This window comes from Desulfonatronum thiosulfatophilum (assembly GCF_900104215.1).
In the GTDB taxonomy this organism is placed as follows: domain Bacteria; phylum Desulfobacterota; class Desulfovibrionia; order Desulfovibrionales; family Desulfonatronaceae; genus Desulfonatronum; species Desulfonatronum thiosulfatophilum.
This window is the reverse complement of sequence record NZ_FMXO01000010.1, coordinates 20,627-45,301: the sequence shown is the minus strand read 5'-3', so window position 1 is coordinate 45,301 and position 24,675 is coordinate 20,627. Positions and strand designations below refer to the sequence as shown.

Annotated in this window: 26 protein-coding genes and 1 tRNA gene; 22 read left to right on the top strand and 5 right to left on the bottom strand. The window is 57.7% G+C overall.

The window, feature by feature from the left end; translation table 11 throughout:
- The first annotated feature begins 111 nt into the window (after positions 1 to 111).
- The 9 genes from BLP93_RS09545 to BLP93_RS09505 all read left to right on the top strand — a co-directional run bounded on the left by BLP93_RS09545 (position 112) and on the right by BLP93_RS09505 (position 6,607).
- Positions 112 to 384, top strand: a complete 273-nt coding sequence (locus BLP93_RS09545) for an HU family DNA-binding protein (protein WP_092120581.1) — start codon at positions 112 to 114, stop codon at positions 382 to 384.
- A gap of 21 nt (positions 385 to 405) precedes the next feature.
- A complete protein-coding gene (locus tag BLP93_RS09540) occupies positions 406 to 600 on the top strand; it encodes a hypothetical protein (protein ID WP_092120578.1) in 195 nt (64 codons plus the stop codon).
- Positions 601 to 697: 97 nt separating this feature from the next.
- Entirely contained in the window at positions 698 to 2,383 is a 1,686-nt protein-coding gene (ettA, locus tag BLP93_RS09535) for an energy-dependent translational throttle protein EttA (RefSeq protein ID WP_092120887.1), read from the top strand.
- A 44-nt stretch (positions 2,384 to 2,427) separates the two neighbouring features.
- Entirely contained in the window at positions 2,428 to 2,733 is a 306-nt protein-coding gene (locus BLP93_RS09530; protein ID WP_092120575.1) for a hypothetical protein, read from the top strand.
- Positions 2,734 to 2,765: 32 nt separating this feature from the next.
- The gene (gene cbiB, locus BLP93_RS09525) at positions 2,766 to 3,704 is read left to right on the top strand and encodes an adenosylcobinamide-phosphate synthase CbiB (RefSeq protein WP_092120571.1); all 939 of its coding nucleotides are present in this window, start codon (positions 2,766 to 2,768) and stop codon (positions 3,702 to 3,704) included.
- An 88-nt stretch (positions 3,705 to 3,792) separates the two neighbouring features.
- Complete coding sequence (locus tag BLP93_RS09520; protein ID WP_092120568.1) at positions 3,793 to 4,008, top strand: cold-shock protein; 216 nt, start codon at positions 3,793 to 3,795, stop codon at positions 4,006 to 4,008.
- A gap of 172 nt (positions 4,009 to 4,180) precedes the next feature.
- On the top strand, positions 4,181 to 4,768 hold the full coding sequence (locus BLP93_RS09515) for a TVP38/TMEM64 family protein (RefSeq protein ID WP_092120566.1): 588 nt from the start codon (positions 4,181 to 4,183) through the stop codon (positions 4,766 to 4,768).
- Between the two features lie 132 nt (positions 4,769 to 4,900).
- Positions 4,901 to 6,220 (top strand): ferredoxin reductase family protein, encoded by a 1,320-nt coding sequence (locus tag BLP93_RS09510; protein WP_092120564.1) that lies wholly within the window; start codon positions 4,901 to 4,903, stop codon positions 6,218 to 6,220.
- Positions 6,221 to 6,229: 9 nt separating this feature from the next.
- The gene (locus BLP93_RS09505; RefSeq protein ID WP_092120562.1) at positions 6,230 to 6,607 is read left to right on the top strand and encodes a c-type cytochrome; all 378 of its coding nucleotides are present in this window, start codon (positions 6,230 to 6,232) and stop codon (positions 6,605 to 6,607) included.
- A 343-nt stretch (positions 6,608 to 6,950) separates the two neighbouring features.
- Here BLP93_RS09505 and BLP93_RS09500 read toward each other — a convergent pair.
- Positions 6,951 to 7,045 (bottom strand) — tRNA-Ser (locus BLP93_RS09500).
- A gap of 206 nt (positions 7,046 to 7,251) precedes the next feature.
- On the opposite strand from BLP93_RS09500, the gene BLP93_RS09495 reads away from it, so the two are divergent.
- The 13 genes from BLP93_RS09495 to BLP93_RS09435 all read left to right on the top strand — a co-directional run bounded on the left by BLP93_RS09495 (position 7,252) and on the right by BLP93_RS09435 (position 20,672).
- Positions 7,252 to 8,442 (top strand): aminotransferase class I/II-fold pyridoxal phosphate-dependent enzyme, encoded by a 1,191-nt coding sequence (locus BLP93_RS09495; protein WP_092120560.1) that lies wholly within the window; start codon positions 7,252 to 7,254, stop codon positions 8,440 to 8,442.
- Positions 8,427 to 9,731 (top strand): homoserine dehydrogenase, encoded by a 1,305-nt coding sequence (locus tag BLP93_RS09490; protein WP_092120557.1) that lies wholly within the window; start codon positions 8,427 to 8,429, stop codon positions 9,729 to 9,731. The genes BLP93_RS09495 and BLP93_RS09490 overlap by 16 nt, the downstream gene beginning before the upstream one ends.
- Positions 9,728 to 10,483, top strand: a complete 756-nt coding sequence (kdsB, locus tag BLP93_RS09485; RefSeq protein WP_092120554.1) for a 3-deoxy-manno-octulosonate cytidylyltransferase — start codon at positions 9,728 to 9,730, stop codon at positions 10,481 to 10,483. Before BLP93_RS09490 ends, kdsB begins: the two co-directional genes overlap by 4 nt.
- Before the next feature lie 186 nt (positions 10,484 to 10,669).
- Positions 10,670 to 11,803, top strand: a complete 1,134-nt coding sequence (gene carA / locus BLP93_RS09480; protein ID WP_092120551.1) for a glutamine-hydrolyzing carbamoyl-phosphate synthase small subunit — start codon at positions 10,670 to 10,672, stop codon at positions 11,801 to 11,803.
- Positions 11,804 to 11,814: 11 nt separating this feature from the next.
- Positions 11,815 to 12,618 carry a tetratricopeptide repeat protein gene (locus BLP93_RS09475; RefSeq protein WP_092120548.1) on the top strand — a complete coding sequence of 268 codons (804 nt, stop codon included), beginning with the start codon at positions 11,815 to 11,817 and terminating at the stop codon, positions 12,616 to 12,618.
- Between the two features lie 440 nt (positions 12,619 to 13,058).
- A complete protein-coding gene (locus BLP93_RS09470) occupies positions 13,059 to 13,709 on the top strand; it encodes a succinate dehydrogenase/fumarate reductase transmembrane subunit (RefSeq protein WP_092120545.1) in 651 nt (216 codons plus the stop codon).
- Positions 13,710 to 13,910: 201 nt separating this feature from the next.
- Positions 13,911 to 15,749: a fumarate reductase flavoprotein subunit gene (locus BLP93_RS09465; protein ID WP_092120542.1), complete on the top strand. Its 1,839-nt coding sequence runs from the start codon at positions 13,911 to 13,913 to the stop codon at positions 15,747 to 15,749.
- 150 nt (positions 15,750 to 15,899) lie between these two features.
- Complete coding sequence (locus BLP93_RS09460; protein WP_092120539.1) at positions 15,900 to 16,646, top strand: fumarate reductase iron-sulfur subunit; 747 nt, start codon at positions 15,900 to 15,902, stop codon at positions 16,644 to 16,646.
- Between the two features lie 10 nt (positions 16,647 to 16,656).
- Positions 16,657 to 17,496: a fumarate hydratase gene (locus tag BLP93_RS09455; RefSeq protein ID WP_092120536.1), complete on the top strand. Its 840-nt coding sequence runs from the start codon at positions 16,657 to 16,659 to the stop codon at positions 17,494 to 17,496.
- Positions 17,460 to 18,041, top strand: a complete 582-nt coding sequence (locus tag BLP93_RS09450; RefSeq protein WP_092120533.1) for a Fe-S-containing hydro-lyase — start codon at positions 17,460 to 17,462, stop codon at positions 18,039 to 18,041. The genes BLP93_RS09455 and BLP93_RS09450 overlap by 37 nt, the downstream gene beginning before the upstream one ends.
- A gap of 10 nt (positions 18,042 to 18,051) precedes the next feature.
- Complete coding sequence (locus tag BLP93_RS09445; protein WP_092120530.1) at positions 18,052 to 19,671, top strand: glycosyltransferase family 9 protein; 1,620 nt, start codon at positions 18,052 to 18,054, stop codon at positions 19,669 to 19,671.
- Between the two features lie 43 nt (positions 19,672 to 19,714).
- Positions 19,715 to 20,323, top strand: coding sequence for a DUF8043 domain-containing protein (locus tag BLP93_RS09440; RefSeq protein ID WP_092120527.1), 609 nt, complete (start codon positions 19,715 to 19,717; stop codon positions 20,321 to 20,323).
- Between the two features lies 1 nt (position 20,324).
- Positions 20,325 to 20,672, top strand: coding sequence for a hypothetical protein (locus BLP93_RS09435; protein ID WP_092120524.1), 348 nt, complete (start codon positions 20,325 to 20,327; stop codon positions 20,670 to 20,672).
- Positions 20,673 to 20,756: 84 nt separating this feature from the next.
- Here the strand turns inward: BLP93_RS09435 and folD are convergent, their stop codons facing one another.
- The 4 genes from folD to BLP93_RS09415 all read right to left on the bottom strand — a co-directional run bounded on the left by folD (position 20,757) and on the right by BLP93_RS09415 (position 24,651).
- On the bottom strand, positions 20,757 to 21,623 hold the full coding sequence (folD, locus tag BLP93_RS09430; RefSeq protein ID WP_092120521.1) for a bifunctional methylenetetrahydrofolate dehydrogenase/methenyltetrahydrofolate cyclohydrolase FolD: 867 nt from the start codon (positions 21,621 to 21,623) through the stop codon (positions 20,757 to 20,759).
- On the bottom strand, positions 21,623 to 22,930 hold the full coding sequence (gene eno / locus BLP93_RS09425; protein ID WP_092120518.1) for a phosphopyruvate hydratase: 1,308 nt from the start codon (positions 22,928 to 22,930) through the stop codon (positions 21,623 to 21,625). The genes folD and eno overlap by 1 nt, the downstream gene beginning before the upstream one ends.
- Positions 22,927 to 23,730: a type III pantothenate kinase gene (locus BLP93_RS09420; RefSeq protein WP_092120515.1), complete on the bottom strand. Its 804-nt coding sequence runs from the start codon at positions 23,728 to 23,730 to the stop codon at positions 22,927 to 22,929. The genes eno and BLP93_RS09420 overlap by 4 nt, the downstream gene beginning before the upstream one ends.
- Before the next feature lie 243 nt (positions 23,731 to 23,973).
- Positions 23,974 to 24,651 carry a DUF47 domain-containing protein gene (locus BLP93_RS09415; protein ID WP_092120512.1) on the bottom strand — a complete coding sequence of 226 codons (678 nt, stop codon included), beginning with the start codon at positions 24,649 to 24,651 and terminating at the stop codon, positions 23,974 to 23,976.
- Positions 24,652 to 24,675 lie beyond the last annotated feature (24 nt).

Here is a 24,675-nt window from a genome sequence, read left to right as displayed (position 1 = left end):
TTCTTGCAATGAAAAATGCTTTGGGCTAGAGCCCGCTTTGAGAAGCGTTAAGCCTTGGGCTTCAAGTGGGTTTTTTAATCACTGTTTCAATATGCAAAAGGAGAGAGCGTTATGACAAAGGCGGATTTGGTAGGAAAGGTTGCGAACAAGGCCGGGATGACGAAAGCGAGCGCGGAGAACGCCATCAATGCCTTCATTGATTCCGTTGAAGAGATTTTGGCTGCTGATGGAAAGTTGACCTTGACGGGTTTCGGCACCTTCGAGGTTCAGGAACGCAAGGAACGTACCGGTCGCAACCCTCGGACCGGCGATGAAATCAAGATCCCGGCCAGCAAGGTTGTCAAATTCCGCCCCGGAAAACTGCTCAAGGACTCCATTAACTAACCTCTTGCACTTGGAGTAATTATGCTTCCCGGAGAAACCATTCAAAGCTTTCTTCCCCAGGACATTCCCTGGTGGATGCCCGACCATGCCATATTCATGGGTGCATTCTATCTGGCATTGATCATCATCGCTTCCGGCGTCGGATTTGTTGTTTTGAAATCCATCAAGGACTCGTTCAGCGAATCCGACGGTCACGGCGATCACGGCCATCATTAGATCAAACACCACTTTTTCCTTCAACCGGACACCCTCATGGAGGATGTCCGGTATTTTTTTCTCATCCTCCACCCTTCCAACATCATACGGATATGCCATGAGCACCGACGACAAGAAAATCATCTACTCCATGAACAGGGTCAGCAAGTTTTACGACAAGAAACCGATCCTCAAGGATATCTCCTTATCCTATTTCTACGGCGCCAAGATCGGCGTCCTGGGAATGAACGGTTCCGGTAAAAGCACACTGCTCAAAATCCTCGCCGGAGTGGACCAGGACTTTCAGGGTCAGACCGTTCTCGCTCCCGGCCATACCATTGGCTACCTTGAACAGGAGCCCCTGGCCAATGAAAACCGTACGGTACGCGAGGTCGTGGAGGAAGGAGCGGCCGAATCCGTTGCTCTGCTTCGAGAATTCGAGGAGATCAATGCCCAGTTCGCCGAACCCATGAGCGACGATGCCATGGACGCCCTGCTTGCGCGGCAGGCATCAGTCCAGGACAAGCTGGACGCCCTGAATGCATGGGAACTGGAGAGTCGGCTGGAAATGGCCATGGACGCCCTGCGATGCCCTCCTTCGGACATGCCCGTGAATCTTATTTCCGGCGGTGAACGACGCCGGGTGGCCCTGTGCCGCCTGCTTCTGCAGCAGCCCGACATCCTGCTGCTGGACGAGCCCACCAACCACCTGGACGCGGAATCCGTGGCCTGGCTGGAGCACCACCTGCACCAGTATCCCGGAACCATCATCGCCGTAACCCACGACCGTTATTTCCTGGACAATGTGGCCGGATGGATCCTCGAACTGGATCGGGGCAAGGGCATTCCCTGGAAAGGCAACTACTCATCCTGGCTGGAACAGAAAAAGGAACGGCTGCGCCGGGAAGAAAAATCCGAGAGCGAACGGCAAAAAACATTGCAGCGCGAGTTGGAATGGATCCGGATGTCCCCCAGAGCCAGGCACGCCAAGAGCAAGGCTCGTATTGGCGCGTACGAGCAGCTTTTGTCCCAGGAATCGGAAAGGCAGTCCAGGGAACTGGAAATCTTCATCCCGCCCGGTCCCCGACTCGGCCGCAAGGTGATTGAAGCGGTCGATCTGAGCAAGGCCTACGCAGACCGCATGCTTCTGGCGGATGCCAACTTTGTGATTCCCCCTGGAGCCATCGTGGGCATCATCGGCCCCAACGGGGCCGGCAAGACCACCCTGTTCCGGATGATCACCGGACAGGAACAGCCCGATTCGGGGGAGATTGCTCTGGGCGAAACGGTAAAGCTGGCCTATGTGGATCAGAAACGGGACGATCTGGATGCGGAAAAGACCGTCTTCGAGATGATCAGCGACGGCCATGACATGATCCGCCTCGGCAATCGCGAGGTCAACGCCAGGGCCTACCTGGGCCGGTTCAACATTACCGGTTCGGATCAACAAAAAAAGGTTGGCCTGCTTTCCGGCGGCGAGCGGAACCGGGTTCACCTCGCCCGATTGCTCAAGGACGGGGCCAATGTCCTGCTCCTGGACGAACCCACCAACGATTTGGACGTGAACACCATGCGCGCCCTTGAGGACGCTCTGCTGAACTTTGCCGGGAGCGTTCTGGTCATCAGCCACGATCGCTGGTTTCTGGACCGGATCGCCACCCATATCATGGCCTTTGAAGGAGACAGCCAGGTCACCTTCTTTGACGGCAACTTCACCGAATACGAGGAAGATCGCCGAAAACGACTGGGCAAGGATTCAGACGTTCCGAAACGCATCATCTACCGGAAATTCACCCGCGGATGACGGACTTTGGGTTATCGGCAACAGGCTGATGCCTGGAACGCCTGTTGCCGAAACATGTTTTCTCCGTCCTTGACATGGCCAAGAAACGAACGCTCCGCAATCCCCTGAAGGCCATTCGCGCCAAGTGCCTGGAATGCTGCGGCGGAAGCCCGAAGGAAGTCCGCCTCTGCACCGACGCGTCGTGCGTGCTGCACCCCTTCCGGACCGGTAAGAACCCCTTCCCGCGACGCAAGCGGGCCTTGGCCAAACAGACTCCGGAAGCATCGGCAATTGGGTCTTCCGAGACATCCCAGGTCGTGTCACGGCAAGTCCAGCTCAGCCTTTTTGAAGATCCCCGTCCCTCGTCCTGACATCCTTCCACCATGACCTGGTGACCTTGCCCATGTTCTGGTTCACCATCCCCCTCATTGCCCTGGTCCTGGATCTTTGGCTCAAAGATCCGCCCCATTGGCCACATCCCGTACGGCTTGTGGGACTGGTGCTGCAACGCATGGAATCCCTTGCCCGCGGCTCGAGGATTTCCCTGCGCATTGCCGGTGCACTCTGCACTTTGGTCATGGCGCTTGCCGCCGGTCTCCTTGTCCACCTGCTTGTTTCCCTGCCCGTCCTGGGCTGGCTCTTGGCCCTGTATCTCAGTTACGCGGGACTGGCCCTGGGAGGCCTGCTTCAGGAGTGCCGCCGGGTCACGGTATTATTGCGCGACAAGGACATTCCGCGGGCCCGTGCGGCCATGGCCGGCCTGGTCAGCCGCGACGTGTCGGAACTGGATGAGGACGGATTGCGCCGCGCCCTGGCCGAAACCGTCAGCGAGAACCTCAATGATGCGTTCGTCGCCCCGTTTTTCTATTTGATCTGCCTTGGTCCAGCCGGACTTTGGGCCTACAAGACCGTGAGCACCATGGACTCCATGTGGGGCTACAAGACCCCGCAATGGCGGGAGCTTGGCTGGGCCGCGGCCCGAACCGATGATGTCCTGGCCTTCCTTCCGGCCAGAATGACCGCCCTGTCGCTTCTGGTCTTTGCCCGTCTACTTGGCTACGCCGGGTTTTCCTGGTCCGAAGTCAAAATCGTCGCCGCACGTACCGAAAGCCCCAACGCGGGATGGCCCATGTCCGCCGCTGCCCTGATTTTCCAGTCCGGCATGGGTGGACCGACCCGGTACTTTGGAAGCCTCAAGGCAAAACCATGGCTTGGCCCATCCCAGAATCCATGGACTGACGAGAAGCTAACCGGACTGCTTCGGCTGACCATCATTTCCGGGCTGGGATTCAGCTTTCTTGCCCTGTCCATCATTTTTCCCATCCGGCAATTTTTTTCTTGACCCATCAGAAAAACGGGAGTATCGGCCGTCAAAAGAGCGTGCATCGCGCCGCTCTGCTGTTTGTATTTCTCAAGGAGGGCATTTTTTTATGAGTTTGCAAGGCATCGTCAAGTGGTTCAGCAAGCAGAAAGGTTATGGATTCATCACCCCTGATGGCCAGGAAGACGGCAAAGATGTTTTTGTCCACTTTTCGGCCATTGAAGGTAACGGCTTCAAAACGCTCAGGGAGGGTGCCAAGGTTTCGTTTGAGATCGTCGATGGGGACAAGGGACTGCAGGCCTCGAAAGTTCAGGAACTGGATTAAATCAGCAGCATCAATATACCGAACAAAGGCCGCTTTAAGCGGCCTTTTCATTTCCTTTCCGTGAATACGGCGTCCAGCCTCATCACTTCTTATTGTATGCGACTGGGTTCGCAAAAAATACCCGGTTCCCGCGCCCTTGCTCTTTGAACGGTCATGCTGATCATGCTTAATAATGACTGAAACCATAGTCGCCTTCCTGCAACAATACGGCATATATGCGGCGCTGGTCAGCATTTGCCTGAATATCATCGCCACGATTATCGGAGTTTTTCCGACATTCTTCATCACCGCCGCGAACATTATCCTGTTCGGCTTCTGGATGGGAGCCTTCGTATCCTTTCTGGGCGAATCCCTGGGAGCCGTGACGGCCTTCCTGATTTACCGGGCCGGCTTCCGATCCTCAGCCCAGAAGGCCCTGGAGGGTTATCCAAGAGCCAAGGCCCTGATCAACGCCCAGGGCCGTGAAGCCTTTCAGCTTATCTTTCTCCTGCGACTGCTGCCCTTTGCCCCGGCATGGCTTTCAACTTTGGGCGCGGCTCTGGGCAAGGTTTCCCTCGGGCTTTTCGCAGCAGCCTCCACCCTCGGAAAGATTCCGGCTTTGCTCATGGAGGCGTATGCGGTGTACGAGGTCAGCCGGTTTCAGTTGCCGGGCAAAATAATTCTGCTCCTTCTGGCCGTCTGGCTGGCCTACGACGTCTGGCTACGCCTGCGCAGGAAGCTGCGCTCCCGGCCGAAATCCTCTAGCGATCAATCTCGGTAACGCATTCGTCTTGCATTTTTAATGTCACGACAATACCCTTCATAATGAAATATTCAGGAAAGGTTCAACCCCAAAAAGATAGTCCGCGGGTATGACCAGACGATACGGCGAGCACTCACTGGAGGAGGCGACATGAACGCGGGACTTGGCAGGATTTTTCTTTACTTCTTGGTGGTCACTCTCCCGGTCTGGATCGTGACCTTCCTGGGGATGCAAGGCGACGGGCTGCTGCGGGACATTGGCCGGAATCTCGGCCTGATCGGATTCATGATTCTGGCCATGCAGTTCATTCTCGCGGCCCGGATCAAATGGATTGAAATGGCCTTCGGATTCGATATCCTGATCCGTTTCCACAAATACATCGCCCTGGGCGCCCTCTGCCTGTTGATCCTCCACCCCGTGCTGCTCGCCGTGGATGGAATGGGATGGCGACTGCTCATTGGACTCGATCTGCCCTGGTATGTCATGGCGGGCAAAGCAGCGCTGTTCCTGGTGACAGCCAGTGTTCTGTTCAGCTTCTTCCAACCCAGGCTCGGTGTGAAATTCGAAAAATGGCGCCTGATGCACGACATTTCGGCTTTGGCCATTCTGGCGCTTATCTTCATCCATCCCTGGTATACCGGCAGCGACATGCATATCCCGGCCTTACGCGCACTGTGGGTCGGCGTACTCCTCCTGGCCGCCGCGACATTTGTCTACCACCGGTTCATCAGGCCGCGGAATCTCCAGAAACGCCCTTACCTGGTTCGGGAGGTGGTGCGGGAGGCGGAAGACGTCTGGACCGTGAAGCTGGTTCCACCCAAGGGAGAAGTCATCGCCGACTACCTGCCGGGCCAGTTTCACTTTCTGACATTCTTCCGGGATCCGGCCCTGCCCGTGGAGGAACACCACTGGACCATTTCGTCCAGCCCGGCCCAAAAAGAATACCTCAGTTCCACCATCAAGGCCGTGGGCGATTTCACCGCGACCATCGGTCAGACCAAACCCGGTGATACCGCGGCTGTCCATGGTTCTTTCGGGCGTTTCTCCTACGTCCTCCACCCCGGGGATCGTGACCTGGTCTTCCTGGCCGGTGGAATCGGCATCACGCCGCTCATGGCCATGCTCCGGCATATGCGGGACACCAACGATTCCCGCTCGGTGGTGCTGCTCTACGCGAACAAAAACGCGGAGCGGATTATCTTCCGCGAAGAACTGGCTTCAATAGCCTCCGGAGAACGCCCCCGCCTGAGCGTGGTGCATGTCCTCAGCAAGCCGGGAAGCGATTGGACGGGCGAGACCGGTCATGTGGACCGGGGGAAAATCGAAAAATATTGCGGGCAGAACCTGCAGGGTAAAGCGTTCTATGTCTGCGGCCCGTTTCAGATGTCCGAGACGATCATTGCGACCCTTCGCAAGATGGGTGTACAGGGCAAGATGATCCGTCACGAAATCTTCACCTTTCTCGACTGAGGAGAAGACATGCGCAAGACTTTGTTGAACAGGACGGCCATCCTCATGACAGGCCTGCTGCTTGTCGCGGCCATCGGCTTCGGCCTTCTCCGGAACCCGGAGCTGACGATGCATAACGATCAACCCACTCAGACCGAGCGAGGCGCTTCCCTGTTCAGGGAGATGGACTGTTCCGACTGCCACTCCATTCGCGCCGCCGACAATGGATTCGCCCCCGGCATGAAAGGCCTGTTCGACAGGGATGAACTCCCGAGCAGCGGACGCCCTGTAACCGAAGAGAACATCCGCACCCAGCTCGTGGACCCCATCGACGCCATGCCCTCCTATGCCGACCGCCTGACCGAGGAGGAAATGGATCATCTCATTTCCTTTCTCAAGACCCTCTAACCCAACTCCATCCCCGCATACCCAATCGAGTTCCGATCGAAATCGAAATCGAAATCGTATGAAAAACGATAAAGGATACCCTGCTGCCCAAAACGGTTGCCTCAGCCTCTAAACAGGGCATGTACTTCACATCAGAAGACTGGATTCCCGCCTTCGAGGATTCAGTTGATGCTTGATGGCCTTTTGAATGAGCTGTCATCCCAGGAGATAGTAAGGCGCGAAGACAGGAAAACACTGACTCAGGGCGAGTCGCTGCTTCGGATTCAAAAACAAAAACCGTTCCAGCCTTGGCTGAAACGGTTCTGACGAATTATCAAAAAATTTGTAAAAAAATGAAGAAATTTGGCGGAGAGGGAGGGATTTGAACCCTCGATAGAAGTTTTAGCCCCTATACTCGCTTAGCAGGCGAGCGCCTTCGTCCTGCTCGGCCACCTCTCCCCAAAGACGATCACACCTACTCAAATTCGAAATTCAGGTCAAGTTTCTTTGCGTCTTCACTCTCCACCACTTTCCATGCACCGCACTTCCATCATTTTAATGGCTAACGCAATCGACGCAGTACATTGCCTTTGACAGAACCACTCCTCGCGGATACATTCCACGACCGGTTTATTCCTGGACATCTTACCCACAGCAGGCGATTCATGGAACAATTTCCTCGCGTACAGAGACTGCCCCCTTATGTTTTCGCAGTGGTCAACGAACTCAAGGCCCGAATGCGTCACCAAGGGGAGGACATCATTGACCTTGGGATGGGCAATCCGGATCTGGCTACGCCCAAGCACATCGTGGACAAACTCTGCGAAGCCGCGCAGAAGGCCACAAACCACCGCTATTCCGCATCCAAGGGCATTCCCAAGCTCCGCCTGGCTATTTGCGACTGGTATTGGCGCAGGTTCGGCGTCGAACTCAACCCGGATCAGGAAGCCGTGGCCACTCTCGGCGCCAAGGAAGGTCTTGCCCACCTGGCCATGGTCATGCTCAGTCCCGGCGACGTGGTTTTCGCCCAGGATCCGACATATCCCATCCATCCCTTTTCAGCGATCATTGCCGGTGCGGATGTCCGTAGAATTCCCATCGGACGGGATCGCGACTTTTTCGAGGACTTGATGGTGGCCACACGGCAAACCTGGCCGCAACCCAAGGTGCTGATCATCTCCTATCCCCACAACCCCACCACCGAATGCGTGGATCTGGCTTTCTTTGAAAAGATCGTGGACTTTGCCAAGGAACATAAGATGTACGTCATCCACGATCTGGCTTATGCCGACCTGACCTTTGACGGCTACCAGGCGCCCAGCTTTCTGCAGGCCAAGGGCGCCAAGGACGTGGGCGTGGAATTCTTTTCCTTGTCCAAGAGCTATTCCATGGCCGGCTGGCGGGTGGGCTTCTGCGTGGGCAACCGGGACATGGTCCAGGCGTTGACCCGCATCAAGAGCTACCTGGACTACGGCATGTTCCAGCCCGTCCAGATCGCCGCGATCATTGCCCTCAACGGCCCCCAGGATTGCGTCGAGGAAATCGTCACCACCTACAAGGATCGACGCGACGCCTTGATCGAAGGTCTGCACCGCATCGGCTGGGATGTCCCCTCCCCCAAGGGAACAATGTTCGTTTGGGCTCAGATTCCCGAAGAGTTCCGCAAAATGGGATCGGTCGAGTTTTCCAAGCTTCTGTTGCGAGAAGGCAAGGTGGCCGTTTCCCCTGGCTTGGGCTTCGGAAACTACGGCGACGATCATGTCCGGTTCGCCCTGGTGGAAAACCGGCACCGCATCAATCAGGCAATCCGCGGGTTGCGCAAGGTCATTACGGGGGAATCATGTCCGGAGAGTTGATCCGTCTGGGGCTTGCAGGCCTGGGCACCGTGGGAACGGGGCTGGCCAAGATTCTCGCCTCCAACGCAGACTGGATCGAACGGCGCCTCGGACGGCGCGTGGAGATCAAGACGGCCCTGGTTCGCGACCCGTCCAAGAAACGCGATCTCCCCGAAAATGCAGACATCAGGCTGACCTCCGACGTCCAGGATCTGCTCGGGGATCCGGAATTGGACATCATCGTGGAATTGATGGGCGGCCAGGATACGGCTTACGAGTTGATTACCGGCGCATTGCGTTCCGGGCGGCATGTGGTCACGGCCAACAAAGCCCTGCTGGCCCATCAGGGCAACGAACTCTTTGCCTTGGCTGCCGAAAACCAGGTCGGGCTCGGCTATGAAGCCAGCATCGCCGGGGGCATCCCCATTGTCCAGACGCTCAAGGAAGGGCTTGCCGGCAACCAAATCAAAGTCCTGACGGGCATACTCAACGGCACGGCCAACTTCATCCTTTCCGAAATGACCTCCCGGGGGCTGGATTTCCAGTCCGCGTTGCATCAGGCCCAGGTCAAGGGGTATGCCGAAGCCGATCCGACTCTGGACATTGAGGGCATGGACGCAGCCCACAAGCTGATCCTGCTGATCCGTCTGGCTCACGGCCAGGACTACCCGCTGTCCAGGCTGCCGGTGACGGGCATCACTCATGTTGATCCCCAAGATATCGCATTTGCCGACGAATTCGGCTACCGCATCAAGCTCATTGCCCAGGTCCGGGAAACCAATGGTCTCCTGGACGCCGGGGTTTTCACCGCCCTTGTCCGCCGGGAATCCATTCTGGGCAAAGTGGATGGAGCCTTCAACGCCATCTTACTGGACGGCGACGCAGTGGGACCGATCATGCTCTACGGCCAGGGCGCCGGCGACCTGCCCACCGGCAGCGCCGTACTGGCGGACATCATGAACCTGGCGCGCAACGGCCGCACCCCGAACAATACCGGCTTCCAGAACGCAATGCTGCCCATGGCCAGCATCCTCGCCCCGGAACTGGTCAGCTCCCGCCATTACTTCCGCTTTTCGGTACTTGACCGCCCCGGGGTCCTGGCGAGCATTGCCGGAGTCCTTGGGCAGCGCAACATCAGCATTGCCCAGGTCGTCCAGAAAGGCTCCCCCGCCGGCCGCAGCGTGCCCGTGGTCTTCGTCACCCACAAGGCTCAGGCCCAGGATGTCCAGGCGGCCATCCGCGAAATCGACAACCAGAGCTTTATCGCCGCGCCCACGGTGCATCACAGAATACTCTCATCTCCGGCATGAGCATCCAGCCCGATCTGCCGAACTGCCACGGAATCATACCGGCCCGATTCGCTTCATCCCGCTTTCCGGGCAAACCTCTGGCCGACATTCTGGGCCGGCCCATGTTCTGGCATGTCTATCAGCGGGCACGAGCCTGTCCGGCTCTGCGCACCGTCACTCTGGCTACGGATGACTCCCGTATTTTGGAGGCTGCCCGCGCCTGCGACATACCGGCGCTGATGACCCGCGCGGACCATCCCAGCGGCACGGATCGGGTACTTGAAGCCGCCGAGGCTCTCGGGTTATCCGAGAACAGCGTCGTGGTAAACATCCAGGGGGATGAACCGGCCCTGCATCCGGACCTGCTCTCCTGCCTGCTCACGCCGTTCACGGACCCCGAGACCCAGGTCGCCACCCTGGCCAGACGCGTAGATGCCGAAGAGGCCCGCAACCCGGACGTGGTCAAAGTGGTTCTGGACGGGCGGGGACGAGCACTTTATTTTTCCCGGTCTCCCATCCCTCATGCCAGGGAAGGAGTCGCCACGTGCCTGGGCCACATCGGACTGTACGCCTTTCGGATGCGTGCGTTGCGAAAGTTCGTCGCACTCGGCCCGGGAAAATTAGAACAGATCGAAAAACTGGAGCAGTTGCGCCTGCTGGAAGCAGCCATTCCCATTCACGTCCTGCTTACGGATCATGGCGCCCTCGGGGTGGACCGCCCGGAAGACATCCCCCGCGCCTGTTCCATGCTCCATGACCTGGGATTTGACTGAAACCCCAGCGCCCAGTCTGCTCCGCCTCGGGAAGCTTTGCCTTGCCTACCCAAGACGGCTTGACATCACGGCTTCATTGCCGGACGTACGTATTCCCGATGACGTCAATAACGCGGTTGTCCGCGACCGCCGCTTTTTTCAGCGACTCTCAACGCTCTGATCAACAATAGACCACGAGGAAAAAATATGCGTGCGATATTAGCTCTGGAAGACGGCACCTGGTTTGCCGGCCGGTCCTTTACAGGTGAAGGCGAGGCCGGCGGGGAAGTCATTTTCAACACCGGCATGACCGGATACCAGGAAGTGCTCACGGATCCTTCCTATATCGGGCAGATGGTGTGCATGACCTATCCGCTGATCGGAAACTATGGGGTTAACCCCGAGGATGTTGAATCCGACCGCGTGCAGGCGGAAGCCATGATTGTCAAGGAATGTTGCAAACAACCGTCCAACTGGCGCGCCACCCAATCCCTGCCGGACTACCTGCGGGATGCCGGAGTCATTGGATTGGAAGGTATCGACACCCGGGCCCTGACCAGACATATCCGCATTCACGGCGCCAAACGGGGGATCATTTCCACCAGAAACGTTCCTGTGCAGGAACTGATCGAGCAGGCCCGGTCCCTGCCTTCCATGGAAGGGGCCAATCTGGTACAGAACGTGGAGGTGCCTGGTCCATACGTCTGGGACGGCCGCCGGCCTCGCTTTGTGACCCTGGACCAGGGGAATTACGCTTGGCCCGGACCCGGCCACCGGGTGGTGGTCTTCGATTTCGGCATCAAGTGGAGCATCCTGCGCATCCTGCAAAAAAAGGGACTGGATCTGCTGGTGGTCCCGGCCTCCTTCACGACGGACCAGGTCATGGCCCTGCGGCCGGATGCCGTATTTCTGGGCAACGGCCCCGGAGACCCGGCGTCTCTGACCGATATCGTCCAGACCGTGGCCGAGTTGACGGACAAACTGCCCATGGCCGGCATCTGCCTGGGCCAGCAGATCATGGGGCTGGCTTTGGGCGGGACCACCTACAAGTTGAAATTCGGTCACCACGGACTGAACCATCCAGTCAAGGAACTGTCCACCGGCCGGGTGGAGATTTCCTCGCAAAACCATGGTTTTTGCGTGGACTTCGGCTCATCCGATTTCTACCACCCGACCCACGTCAACCTCAATGACAACACCCTCGAAGGATTCCGTCATAAGACCAAACCCTTGATGGCCGTTCAGCATCACCCTGAGGCCGGACCAGGTCCCCATGACTGCCGCTCGTTCTTTGATCGTTTTGTGACCATGCTGGACGAAACCCTCGGCAAAAAACATTAGGAGGTCATATCATGTCCACGGAACTGATCAAGGCCCGCTCCGCGCTCTCGGGGATCGGCACCCTCCTCAAACAGGAGAAAGTGTTGCCCGCTGTTCTGGCCTTGCACGACGCCCTGGGTCTCATCACCCGTACGCCTCTGATCAAGAGTGAGCGCGCCGAATTTGAACGTTCCGTGGAAACCTCCGTTTACAAGCTCAACAACGACCCAAACCTGCGCAAGGTGTATCCGATCCTGTTAAGTTACACTCCCGGGGCTGAATCCGAACTGCAGGGAATGCTTCGGGAACTGTTGGGCGAGCTTCAGGAAAGTGCCGTGGCCGACGCCCGGAAACTTTTGGCCGAGCGTGAACGCCAGAAACAGGAAGGGCTGGCCAAAGGCCGGCAGATGGTCATCGAGGGCCAAATCGAACAGGCAACGCACCTGTTTGAAAAGATGATAAAATATTATCACGACGACATGGAACTGAAGGTCGACATTGGTGAGCTCTTCCTCGAAACCGGACATGTCGAAAAGGCTTTTGACTACCTGATCACCACATTGGGGCATAAACCCGAATCGGTGCACATCTTGAACCGTATCGGCATGGGCCTGCGCAAACTTCGCAAATACACGGAAGCAGAGGAATGCTTTCAACAAGCCTTGAAGATGTCTGATGACGACGAACGGCTTTTTTTCAATCTCGGTCGCGTCCATATCGACTCCTGCCAATGGGACAAGGCGGCTGAAGCGGCTTCCAAAGCCTTGAGCATCAATCCTGGATTGGAACATGCCCAGAAAATGCGGGATTTCGCGTTGCGCAAAAAAGAATCCTGAACTCCAGGTACATCTCGTGTCTGCCCGCACTCCAGTATCGAATTGCCGTGGGCATGTCTTAAGTCACCGATGAATCTGTAATGCCCGCGCGTGATTTTACCCAGCCCCCCTTCACCTTTTTTGTACATTCTGATCCCATAGCAAGAACTTTGCTGATCCTTGGTTTTGCGGCATCGCATATCTGAACGGGCTGGATTCGTTCATCCCCATTTGGCCCCTGCATTCCTGTTGCGCACTCCGCACACTGAAATCGAAGGGCTATGCAATAAAACCCAGGCGAATAACTTTGTCAGTTCGCGAGATCACGTCGGGCAGCGGATAGTTATGAACTGAATCTTTGGACATGCGTTGACAATGGACTAGAAATCTCATTAGTAGTTCGACTTTTTATGCTGAATTAGCCTCTGTTCACCCTTTCCCGCCAAAGGACGAAAAAACCAATGTCCATTGATACCGCCATCCATGTTCATGGCCCTTCGCGCTCCTCCGCATATCTCGATTGGCTGCAAATGCTCACCGGTGCGGGGCTGATCCTGTTCATGTGGGCGCATATGATCCTGGTGGCCAGCGTGATCATCGGACCGGGGGTCATGGATGCCATTGCCCATTTCTTTGAAGCCACCTACATGGCTCAGGTCGGCGGTCCAATCATCGGCTTGATCTTCCTCCTCCATTTCATGCTCGCCGCACGCAAGATCCCTTTCCAGGCCGATCAACAGTCCATAATATGGAAGCATTCCCGAATGCTCGCCCACCGGGACACCTGGCTCTGGCTTGTACAGGTAGTCACGGCCATGATCATCCTGATCATGGGAGCCATCCACATGTGGGTGGTGCTCACGGATCTGCCCATTACCGCCGCCAAAAGCGCCGCCCGCATCCAGGGTGGCTTTTGGATGGGTTTCTACCTGATCCTGCTGCCTCTTGTGGAATTGCATGTGGGCATCGGACTGTATCGAATTGCCGTAAAATGGGGCTTTATCAGGCGCGACAAGCGGTCCGGGATGCAGCGTTTTGAACTTGTCGTGACAAGTGCGTTCATCTTCATCGGCCTGATGGCGCTGTTGCGCTTCTATTTCCTGGCCATCTAGGAGATGGCGCCGCCGACAGGATCCAGATCTGGCTGCGCCGTTTGCGGTTTTACGAATTCGGCATTGTCTGGCGATAAAAACTCGAGGCCAACCGCCAGGCGACCAGACCTGATCGCCCTCTCATGCTTTTAATTCCCAGTTTCTGCCATTTGATTTGCATTTGCGACTTCGTCATCTGATATCCTCCAAAGGAATACAACCATGCAGACGTTTCAAACAGATCTCCTGTGCATCGGCGCCGGTCTTGCCGGAGAACGCGTGGCCATCGAGGCCGCGGCGGCCGGTTTCGACGTAACCTGCCTGAGTCTCGTACCGGCGCGCCGTTCACACTCCTCCGCGGCCCAGGGCGGCATGCAGGCGGCATTGGGCAACTGCGCCATGGGAGAAGGAGATTCCCCGGACGTGCATTTTGAAGACACGGTCAAGGGTTCAGATTGGGGGTGCGATCAGGAAGTCGCCCGTCTCTTCGTGGACAATGCGCCCATTGCCATGCGCCAGCTCGCGGCCTGGGGCGTGCCCTGGAACCGGGTGGTTCCCGGCAAGTCCACCTATTTCAAGGGCGGCAAACTCTTCGAAAAGGAAGAGAAAAAGGAGAAAGAGGGACTGATCACGGCCCGCGCCTTCGGCGGAACAGCCAAATGGCGAACCTGTTACACCTCCGACGGCACCGGGCATACCGTCCTCTACACCATGGACAACCGGGCTGTGCAACTGGGCGTGGCCGTACATGACAAGATCGAGGTTCTCAGCCTGATTCACGACAACGAGAACTGTCTCGGCGCCGTGGCTCGCTGTTTGAAAACCGGAGAATTGCGCATCTATCTGGCCCGAGTCACGCTGATCGCCACCGGGGGATTCGGAAGGATCTACAGGGAGTCCACCAATGCCGTGATCAACGACGGCGGCGGGCTGATCGCCGCCCTGGATACCGGTGTCGTTCCCCTGGGCAACATGGAGGCCGTTCAGTTCCATCCCACGGGAATTGTACCCACGGACATCCTGGTCACCGAAGGCTGCCGCGGCGACGGCGGCACGCTGCTGGACAAGGACGGGCATCGCTTTATGCCCGACTACGAACCGGACAAGGCCGAACTGGCTTCCCGGGATGTCGTATCGCGCTGGATGACCCACCACATGCGCCAGGGCAAAGGAGTCGAAAGCCCCTACGGTGAACACCTCTGGCTGGACATCCGCCACCTGGGTTGCGAGCACTTGGCCACCAAGCTGCGGGAAGTGGATGAAATCTGCAAAAACTTCCTGGGCATCGATCCGGCCCAGAGCCTCATCCCGGTCCGTCCCACACAGCACTACAGCATGGGTGGAGTGCGAACCAACAAGGACGGCCTAGCTTACGGCTTGAAGGGACTCTTCTCCGCCGGGGAAGCCGCCTGCTGGGACATGCACGGCTTCAACCGCCTGGGCGGAAACTCCCTGGCGGAAACCGTGGTCGCCGGAATGATCATCGGAGCCAAAGTGGTGGAATACCTGCAACACCACCAGGTTTCCTACCCCACCGGCTTGGTAAGGGATTTTGCCGCACGGCAGCAGGATCGGATCAAGCGGCTGATCATTGGCAGCGACGGCCGGGAAAACACGTTCGATGTCCGCAACGCCATGTATGACGCCCTGATGCAGGGTGCGGGCATTTTCCGCAATGGCAAGGATCTTCAGACCTGCGTTGAGACCCTTCAGAGCGTCCATGAACGTGCCCGAAAGTTGCGACTGCGCTCCAACGGACTCGGCGCCAACCCGGAACTGGCCCTGGCCCTGCGCCTGCCGGGAATGGTCCGGCTGGCGCTTTGCGTGGCCCAGGGGGCGCTGCAGCGCACGGAAAGCCGCGGCAGCCATGCCCGGGAAGACTATCCAGAACGCAACGACCGCGACTGGCTGGTGCGCACTTTAGCCACATGGCAGCCGGGCGCCGATCTGCCCACCCTGAATTATGAACCCGTCTCCGAGGTCTGGAGCATTCCTCCCGGGGAGCGAGGCTACGGCGGCGGCAAGATCATCGCCGCTGAACCCAAGGCGGAAAAGAACTAGGATCATATTTTTCCGCGACAAGCGACAGATACGGCACGCGGCCGAGGAAGATCATCAGGCCGTTCAAGATTCGGCCCAGGGCGTCTCGTCGCCTGTGCGCGGATTTTATTGTCATTCATTGGACCGTTCATCACGTAAAAGAGGAATCGCATGGCCAGGAATCTGACCTTTTCCATTTTCCGGTACAATCCCCAGGATCCAATTTCCACTCCCCACACGGACACGTTCGTACTGGATGAAACCAGCCACATGACCCTGTTCATCGCCCTGAACAGGATTCGCGAGGAACAGGATCCGGGGTTGCAGTTCGATTTCTGCTGTCGGGCCGGCATCTGCGGCGCATGCGCCATGGTCATCAATGGCCGTCCGGGATTGGCCTGCCACACAAAAACCAAGGACCTTCCGGAAAACATCACCTTGATGCCTCTCCCTTTTTTCACGCTTGTGGGCGACCTGTCCGTGGATACCGGAACATGGTTCCGGAACATGGCACAGCGGGTCAGATCCTGGGTACATACGGACAAGAAGTTCGATCCCAGGGCTCAGGAAGAACCCATGGATAATGCTCTGGCCGAAGAAATTTACGAACTGGAACGCTGCATCGAGTGCGGCTGCTGCGTCGCTGCCTGCGGCACGGCTGTCATGCGTCCGGATTTCCTCGGCGCTGCCGGTCTCAATCGCCTCGCCCGCTTCGTCATCGATCCTCGTGACCGGCGAACGGAGCAGGACTACTTCGAAATCGTCGGCAACGACCAGGGCATCTTCGGCTGCATGGGTTTGTTGGCCTGCGAGGACGTCTGCCCCAAGCACCTGCCGCTGCAGGACCAGTTGGGCATGCTGCGCTGGAAGATGGGCTGGGCCGGAGTGATGAATCTTTTGCCGTGGAATCGGAAATAGGGGAACAGTCATGCGCACGGTGAACGCCGCGACAATTGCGGATCAGGTGGCAAAAATGGTCGTGCAGGCGAATCGCATTCTGCCCGAGGACGTCCTCGGGGCCATCAGTCGGGCCAAGGAGGCGGAAAGCTCTTCCTCCGGCCGAGAGATCCTGGCCCAGCTGGAGGAGAATGCCGCTCTGGCCAGGGAAAGCGGGCTGCCCCTTTGCCAGGATACCGGCATGGCCGTTTTCTTTGTTGAACTGGGCGAAGATTGCCGGGTGGAAGGCGCCGGGGTGCGTGACGCCGTAACCGAAGGCATGATCCGCGGCTATCAGGATGGACTGTTACGCAAATCCATGTGCCATCCCCTGACCCGCAAGAACACCGGCGACAATTCCCCGGCCGTGATCCATATCGACCTGGTGCCGGGGGACGGTTTGAAAATCGCGTTCATGGCCAAGGGCGGCGGCAGCGAAAACATGTCCCGGGTGACAATGCTCTCCCCGGCCCAGGGCTGGAAAGGCGTCAAGGAGTTCGTTCTGACCCGCGTAGCCGAAGCCGGACCCAATCCCTGTCCGCCCATCATGCTCGGTATTGGAATCGGCGGCTCCTTCGAACTTGCCCCCAAACTGGCCAAACAGGCCCTGCTTCGGCCTCTGGATCAAGCCCACCCTGATCCGGAAATCGCCAAAATGGAACAGGAACTGCTGTCCGAGATAAATGACCTCGGCATCGGCCCCATGGGGCTGGGCGGAGACGCCACCTGTCTGGGCGTGCGCATCAACATGGCACCCTGCCACATCGCAAGCCTTCCCTTGGCCGTCAACGTTCAATGCCATTCCGCACGCCACGAGGAGGTGGAACTGTGAGCAAGGAATATCGATTACGGGCTCCTCTGCGCGATGAGGACGTGGTTCAGCTCAAGGCCGGAGACCGGGTGCTGCTCTCCGGAATCATCTACACGGCACGGGACGCCGCGCACAAGAAAATCATCCAGGCCCTGGAGGCCGGCACGGAGCTGCCGTTTCCATTGAAAGGCGCGGTCATCTATTACGTCGGCCCCTCGCCGGCCCCTGAAGGCCGGCCCATCGGCTCCGCCGGTCCCACAACCAGCTACCGCATGGACAGCTACACCCCACGGCTGCACAGTCTCGGCGTCAAGGCGACCATCGGTAAGGGCAAACGCAGCCAGGACGTCAAGGACGCTCTGGTTCGCCATAATGCCGTATATTTCGGAGCAACCGGCGGTGCGGGCGCGCTCCTCTCTCAGCGCATCGAAGCAGCCAAGATCATCGCCTTTGAAGACCTTGGCCCGGAAGCCGTCCGGGAGCTGGTCGTCCGTGACTTCCCTCTCCTGGTGGTGAATGACGCCTTTGGCGGCGAGCTCTACGCCACCCCCAATCTTCCGACATAGCTTTGCGTAGATGAACACTCTGGTCCTGAACCTGACCCGCTTCGGCGACCTGCTGCAAACCCAGCCGGTCATCGCGGGTCTTCAGGACCAAGGGCGGAGCGTCGGGCTGGTCTGTTTGGACAATTTCGCCGGGGCAGCCCAGTTCCTGAAGGGCATGGACCATGTGTTCGCCCTGCCCGGGGCGGCTCTTCTGTCCGATCTGGATCGCGGCTGGCCTCACGGTCTGGAGCGGTTTATCCGCTGGCGCCATGCGTTGCACCTGGATTTCCCCCCCCACTCTCTCCTGAACCTGACGCCGCTGCAAAGTGCCAGACTCCTTGCCCGATTCCTGAACACGGATCCCATCGGCGGATTCGGGTTGGACGAGCAGGGCTTCGGGTATTACGGCAACAGCTGGGCCGCGTTTCTTCAAACCTCCACCATGAATCGAGGTTGCAGTCCCTTCAATCTCGTGGACCTGATGCTGCGCAGCGCGGATCTTCCGGTCCGCTGTCGGGATCTCGACCTGGCCCGGCCGGCCGATGAGGTCATGGAACGCATCCACGACATCTTGACGGCAAAGATCCCCGATGCAGCCAGATCGGAGTGCCGCGGGTTCGTGGCCCTGCAACCCGGCGCCAGCGAACCCCGCAGGCAATGGCCGTGGGAATATTTTGCCCAGCTCGGCGCGCTGCTCTGGGATAATTTCCGGATGTGCCCCGTTTTGCTGGGTACCTCCGGCGAGAGGCCCCTGGCTGAAGGGTATGCCCGTCATGCCGTAGCCCCCTTCATCGACCTTGTCGGTCGCACATCACTGCCCGAACTGGCCGCGGCACTCTGCCATGCCGACCTTCTCGTCACCAACGATACCGGCACAATGCATCTGGCAGCAGGCCTGCATCGCCCCATTGCCGCAATTTTTCTGGCCACGGCCCAGCCCTGGGACACCGGCCCCTACCGAGCAGGAAGCATTTGCCTGGAGCCGAAATTGGCTTGCCATCCCTGCGCGTTTGGAACCACATGTTCACATCAGGAAAAATGCCGCTGGGAAATCACGCCGCACCATGTGTTCCAGCTGATTTGCGACCATCTGCTCACGCCCCAGAATGGGGGACGACGACCTTCCGCTGCCTCCTCTCCCGGAACGGATGCAACCCGTGTCAGGGCTTGGCTGACCCGTCGTGATGAGCACGGGTACCTGGATCTCAAATCCCTCTCGGGGCAGGAAGAAAGTTTGCGCACCCAGTGGATACGCATCCAGCGTCACCTTTATCGTCAATTTCTTGACCAATGTTCCGTCATTCACCCACCCAACCACGCTTATGTGCTGCCGGTTGCACAACATGACGCAATACTGGCCTCCCTGGATCAAAGCATCGCCTTGTTGCGCATCCTGGAAAGTCAGGTCCAGGTCCTGGCCGCCAACCCCATGGAAAAGGTGAAACAAAAATTCCTGGCATACTGGGAACGTCTTCAGTCCCATTGGCAAAGCGATCCATTTTTCACCGTACTTGGCCGCCTGTGGTTCACGGAATCTCAGGACCAGGGACACAACCTCACCAATATCCTCCACCTCACCCGCCGCTACCTCGTCTTGACGCAGGCCTGGAAATCCATGCTCGAAAAACAAAACAACCGGCACGAAAATTGAATATCCAGCGAAATAATTCCGCCACTCTCAAGGAGGTTCCGCAATGATTATTATCGACGGGCAAAAATCTGATTTTAACATCACCAACTTCACGAACCTGGACGAGTTGCTCGTCGGGCTGATGAGCATGGAACATCTGGACAACCGCATCGTGACCGACGTCCTGGTCAATGACGAGGCGTTCTCGGAAATCTATCCCCATCAGGCAGAAGACGTGGATTGCCGCGACATCCAGAAAGTGGAAATCAAGACCATGGGCGTTCCGGAAATGGGCGTGAACATCGCCCGCGAACTGTACAAGGTCATCCGCCTGATGAGCGAGGGGTCAAAGCAGATCGCCGACCTGTTCCGCCGCGCCGACGACGCCGAGGCCCTGGAAATGTACCAGGATCTGTTGGATGTGACCCGGGATTTTTTGACCATGATCGGCGCCCTGCGGGATGAGTTTTCCCTGACCAAAAATCCTCAGTTTGAAACGGCTGTCAATGAATTGTCCGAGCTGTTCACTGAAATGATGGAAGTTCAGGAAAACGAAGACTGGATACTGCTGTCCGACTTGCTGGAATATGAGTTCCATCCCTTGGTTGAACGATGGAAAAGCATCGTCGCTCAGCTTCGTGAGGATGTCCGCAAATCCATTCGGGAGAACTAGGATGCAGACAATCGAGTTTTGTCTGGACGAGGCTTTGGACCTGGGAAAGATGGAGCTGGACTTGCTCGTCGAAGGAAATATCGAAGAGGCTGAGGCCCTGGCCAACGATCGGGGCCGCCTCCTGGATATGGCATGGCAGGGCAGGGGACGAGTATCTCAGGAGGTCTTCCTGGATAAGATGGAAAAATTGCAGGCCGTGCATTCCATGGTCAGTGCTGAAGCCCGCCGCCTGCACAAACTGCTCAAGGAAGATCTGATCCGCACCCGTAAAAAAGGCCAGGGTTTCTCCGGCTATCGCAGCGGCATGTCCGCCACGCAGGAAGCGAGATTCATTAATAAAACAGGCTGAACGATAATCCGAGCCGTCACAAGAGTGAAGACACCTGAAAACGGGAAACGAAACGGATGCGAACCTATTTCGTCTCCCGGGTCTTCAACAACGCACGGCTGCTCGGTATGCCTGGACCGTGTTGCCCAGCAACTGGGCAATAGTCATCGGACCGACGCCACCGGGCACAGGGGTGATGGCTGAGACCGTCTCCAGCAGCGAAGCAAAATCCGCGTCTCCGACCAAGCCCTGATCCGTGCGGTTGATGCCGACATCCACCACCACGGCTCCGGGAGCAACCATGTCCGCCGTTGCGAACAGCGGGCGGCCCACAGCCAGAAACAGAAAATCCGCCCGACGCATTTCCGCGGCCAGATCCGGTGTGCGGGAATGGCACAGCGTCACCGTGGCATTGCCCCGGGAGTCAGGCTGAGCCAACATCATCGCCAAAGGCTTTCCCACAATATTGCTGCGTCCGACAATCACGGCCTTTTTTCCGGCAACGCTTAAGTCATGGCGGGCGAGCAGTTCCAGAACCCCCGCGGGAGTGCAGGGCCGCAGGCCGGGTAGTCCGAGGGTCAATCGCCCCATGTTTTCGGGGTGAAATCCGTCCACGTCCTTTTCCGGGGCAATCAATTCCAGGCAGCGTTGAGCCTGCAGCCCTCCAGGCAAAGGCAATTGCAGCAGGATGCCGTGAATTTTTTCGTCCGCGTTCAAATCCCGAATCAGGCCTTCCAGGTGATCCTGGGAGACGTCTCCGGGCAGACGCAGACTTCGGGAGACGATGCCCACTTCGGCACATGCCCGCTCCTTGTTGCGGACATAGACTTGAGATGCGGGGTCCTCTCCGACGAGAATCACGGCCAGTCCCGGAAAAAAACCGCGGGAAGCGGCCAGATCGGCCACTTCCCGCTGCAGTTCCAAACGGATTTTCGCGGCTGTCTTCTTGCCGTCCAATACCAATGCGGCCATCAATCTTCTCCCGGTTCCTCATCCAGCCACTGGGCGATCATGCTCGGGCCGAAATATGCGCCCTGCTCTTCCAGCACCTCTTCGATACGCAGCAGCTGGTTGTACTTCGCCAGACGATCGCTGCGACACAAGGAGCCGGTCTTGATCTGTCCGGCGTTCAAGCCCACGGCCAAATCCGCGATGAAGGCATCCTCGGTCTCGCCGGAGCGATGGGAGATGACCGTGCCGTAGGAAGCGGCCTTGGCCATTTCTATGGTGTCCAGGGTTTCGGTGACCGTGCCGATCTGGTTCAGCTTGATCAGAATGGCATTGGCTATGCCCTCCTGAATGCCTTCGGCCAGAATGTCCGGGTTGGTCACGAAAATGTCGTCGCCAACAATCTGGATCCGGTCCTCAAAGGCCAGGGTCATTTTCCGCCAGCCGTCCCAGTCGCCTTCGGCATGGCCGTCCTCGATGGAGATGAGCGGAAACTCAGCAGTGAACTGGCTGTAGTAGTCGATGAGTTCTTCAGAGGAAAGTTCAAGATTTTCGCCGGTCAGCCGGTACTTGCCGTCCTTGAAAAATTCCGAAGCCGCGGCGTCGATGCCCAGGGCGATCTCGATTCCAGGCTGATAGCCGGCGGCTTCAATGGCCCGGATGATGTATTGAAAAGCTTCCTTGTGGCTCTTCAGGTTCGGAGCAAAGCCGCCTTCGTCGCCCACTGACGTGATGTGCTTGTCCTTGGCCAGAATGCTTTTCAGGGCATGAAACGTTTCCGCGCCCATCCGCAGGGCTTCGGAAAAGGATTGAGCACCCAGAGGCAGGATCATGAATTCCTGGATGTCCAGGTTGTTCGGGGCGTGCGCTCCGCCATTGAGAATGTTCATCATCGGCACCGGCAAAATTTTGGCATTCACTCCGCCCAGGTATTGGAACAGCGGCAGTCCAAGATAGTTCGCAGCGGCCCGCGCCGTGGCCATGGAAACCCCCAGAATGGCATTGGCGCCCAGACGGGATTTGTTCTCGGTGCCGTCCAGATCGAGCAGGACCTGATCCACCTTGAGCTGACTCAAGGCATCCAGGCCCACGATGGTATCCGCAATCTCCTCACGCACATGCTCCACGGCGGTCATTACGCCCTTGCCCGCATAGCGGCGGGCGTCATTGTCCCGCATCTCCAGGGCTTCACGGGAGCCGGTGGACGCACCGGAAGGCACCGCGGAACGTCCGGTGGCTCCTGCCTCGAGGGAGACTTCCACCTCAACAGTGGGATTGCCGCGAGAATCAAGAATTTCTCTGGCCCAAACGCCGACAATAGTGCTGCTCATACTTGTACTCCTTTTCGTAACATGTGTGCATGATCGATGTAATTCATCAATAGGCCCTGCATCAGCAAGTCTGGGCAATAATGGTCAATGCCCGAAGTGATGCCGATCAGGGCCTTTGCCGGGCCGCCGGTGACCACCACTTCCACGGGGGATTTCAGCAGCGGCTTCAAACGACCGCAAAGGCCTTCCACCAGGGAAGCAAACCCGAAAACCATGCCTTGACGCAGACTTTCCGTGGTATTTTGACCGATCTTTGGTTCTGCTTCGACACCATCAAAGGAAATGGTGGGCAGTTTGGCGGTTTTTGAAGCCAAGGCCGCGGCGGAAGAATAGATTCCGGGGCAAATCAAACCGCCAAGATAGGCGTTATCCTGGACACAGTCAAAGGTGGTTGCCGTCCCGAAATCAACAACGATCAGCGAAGTACTTGCAAAAAGACGTCTGGCGCCAAATGCGGCCACCAGACGGTCTGCTCCGACTTCATAGGGTCTGGCATAGTGATTTTCCAGGGCCAAGGGCATATCTTCCGGTACGAACAGCACGGGACATCCGCAAAACCGCTCCCCGGCCGTGCGCACCAGGGCGCCGACCGGAGGCACGACCGAACAGATCACCCATCCCGACAGATCTTCCGGATACAGTCTGTGCAGACCCAGGATCTGCAGGATTTGCAATCCCCATGCGTCCGCTGTGGACTCGGAGCGGGTCGGCAGGCTGTAGCTGCCGAGCATCGATCCGTCCTGCACAATGCCGATTTTGGTATTCGTATTTCCGATATCCATTAAGAGAAGATGTTCCATGCTGTTCCGGGGGGGGTTGTGATGAATAAGCCCTGATGGTTCCGACAACCAAGATCCTTCACCGAATGGTCAGGGCTAGTGCAAACACCTGCACCAAAACCAAAAGGCAGCTCGTACGAGCTGCCTTTTGATAGGTTCATTGAGTCATAGCACCATAAACCTTGTTCATTTTTTCGCAAGCTCGAACGGAATGATGGGAGTCTCCAGTCTTTTCTTTCTTCATCCGCCTCCTGATTCCTCCCATCACCTCGCAATCATCGCCCGCAGGATATCCGCGCAGCCTTCTGCGTTGTGACTCATCTCGTGCATGTATTCGAAAAAGTGCAGAAGCTGGAAGACGTCCTTGAATTCCATGTCCGCGCTGAACAGTTCCCGGAACAGCAGGGATTTCATCTTACGTACGTCATTATGTTGGCTGCGGACAGCGCGGTAGCTTTCCTTGACCGCTTGCCGATCCGTGAAATCCGTGTGCAACAGGCGAATGGTTCCTTCCAGGGCCGGCTTGAGCAGTTCCACGGTCCGGATGGCGCCCTCGACGATGGTCAGGCCTCCGGTGCGCAAGGTTCCAGGGATCTGCACCGTATGGATGTTCAGCCAGTCCAGGGCGTCCTGGGCTGAATCCAGGATATTGTCCTGAGCCCGGGTGTAGTTCAGAAACAAGGTCTTATCCACGGACATGAACACGCCGCGGGGCAGGTGGTTGCGGGTGTTGCGCTTGATCTTGTCCGCCCTCTCCTCCAGATGATCGAGTTCCTGCTTCAGGATCTGAAAATCCTTGCACGAGCTGCCGCCTCCGATATAGCACAGCAACGACTCATTGATGATCGTCATGGAGGCTTCCACTTGACTGTAATGCTCCAACAGACCGTCCATGGGTGAACGTCCGCCGATCATGCTCAAAAAAGGTATCCGAACCCGCATGTGTCACCTCGTTTGCGCGCCGTC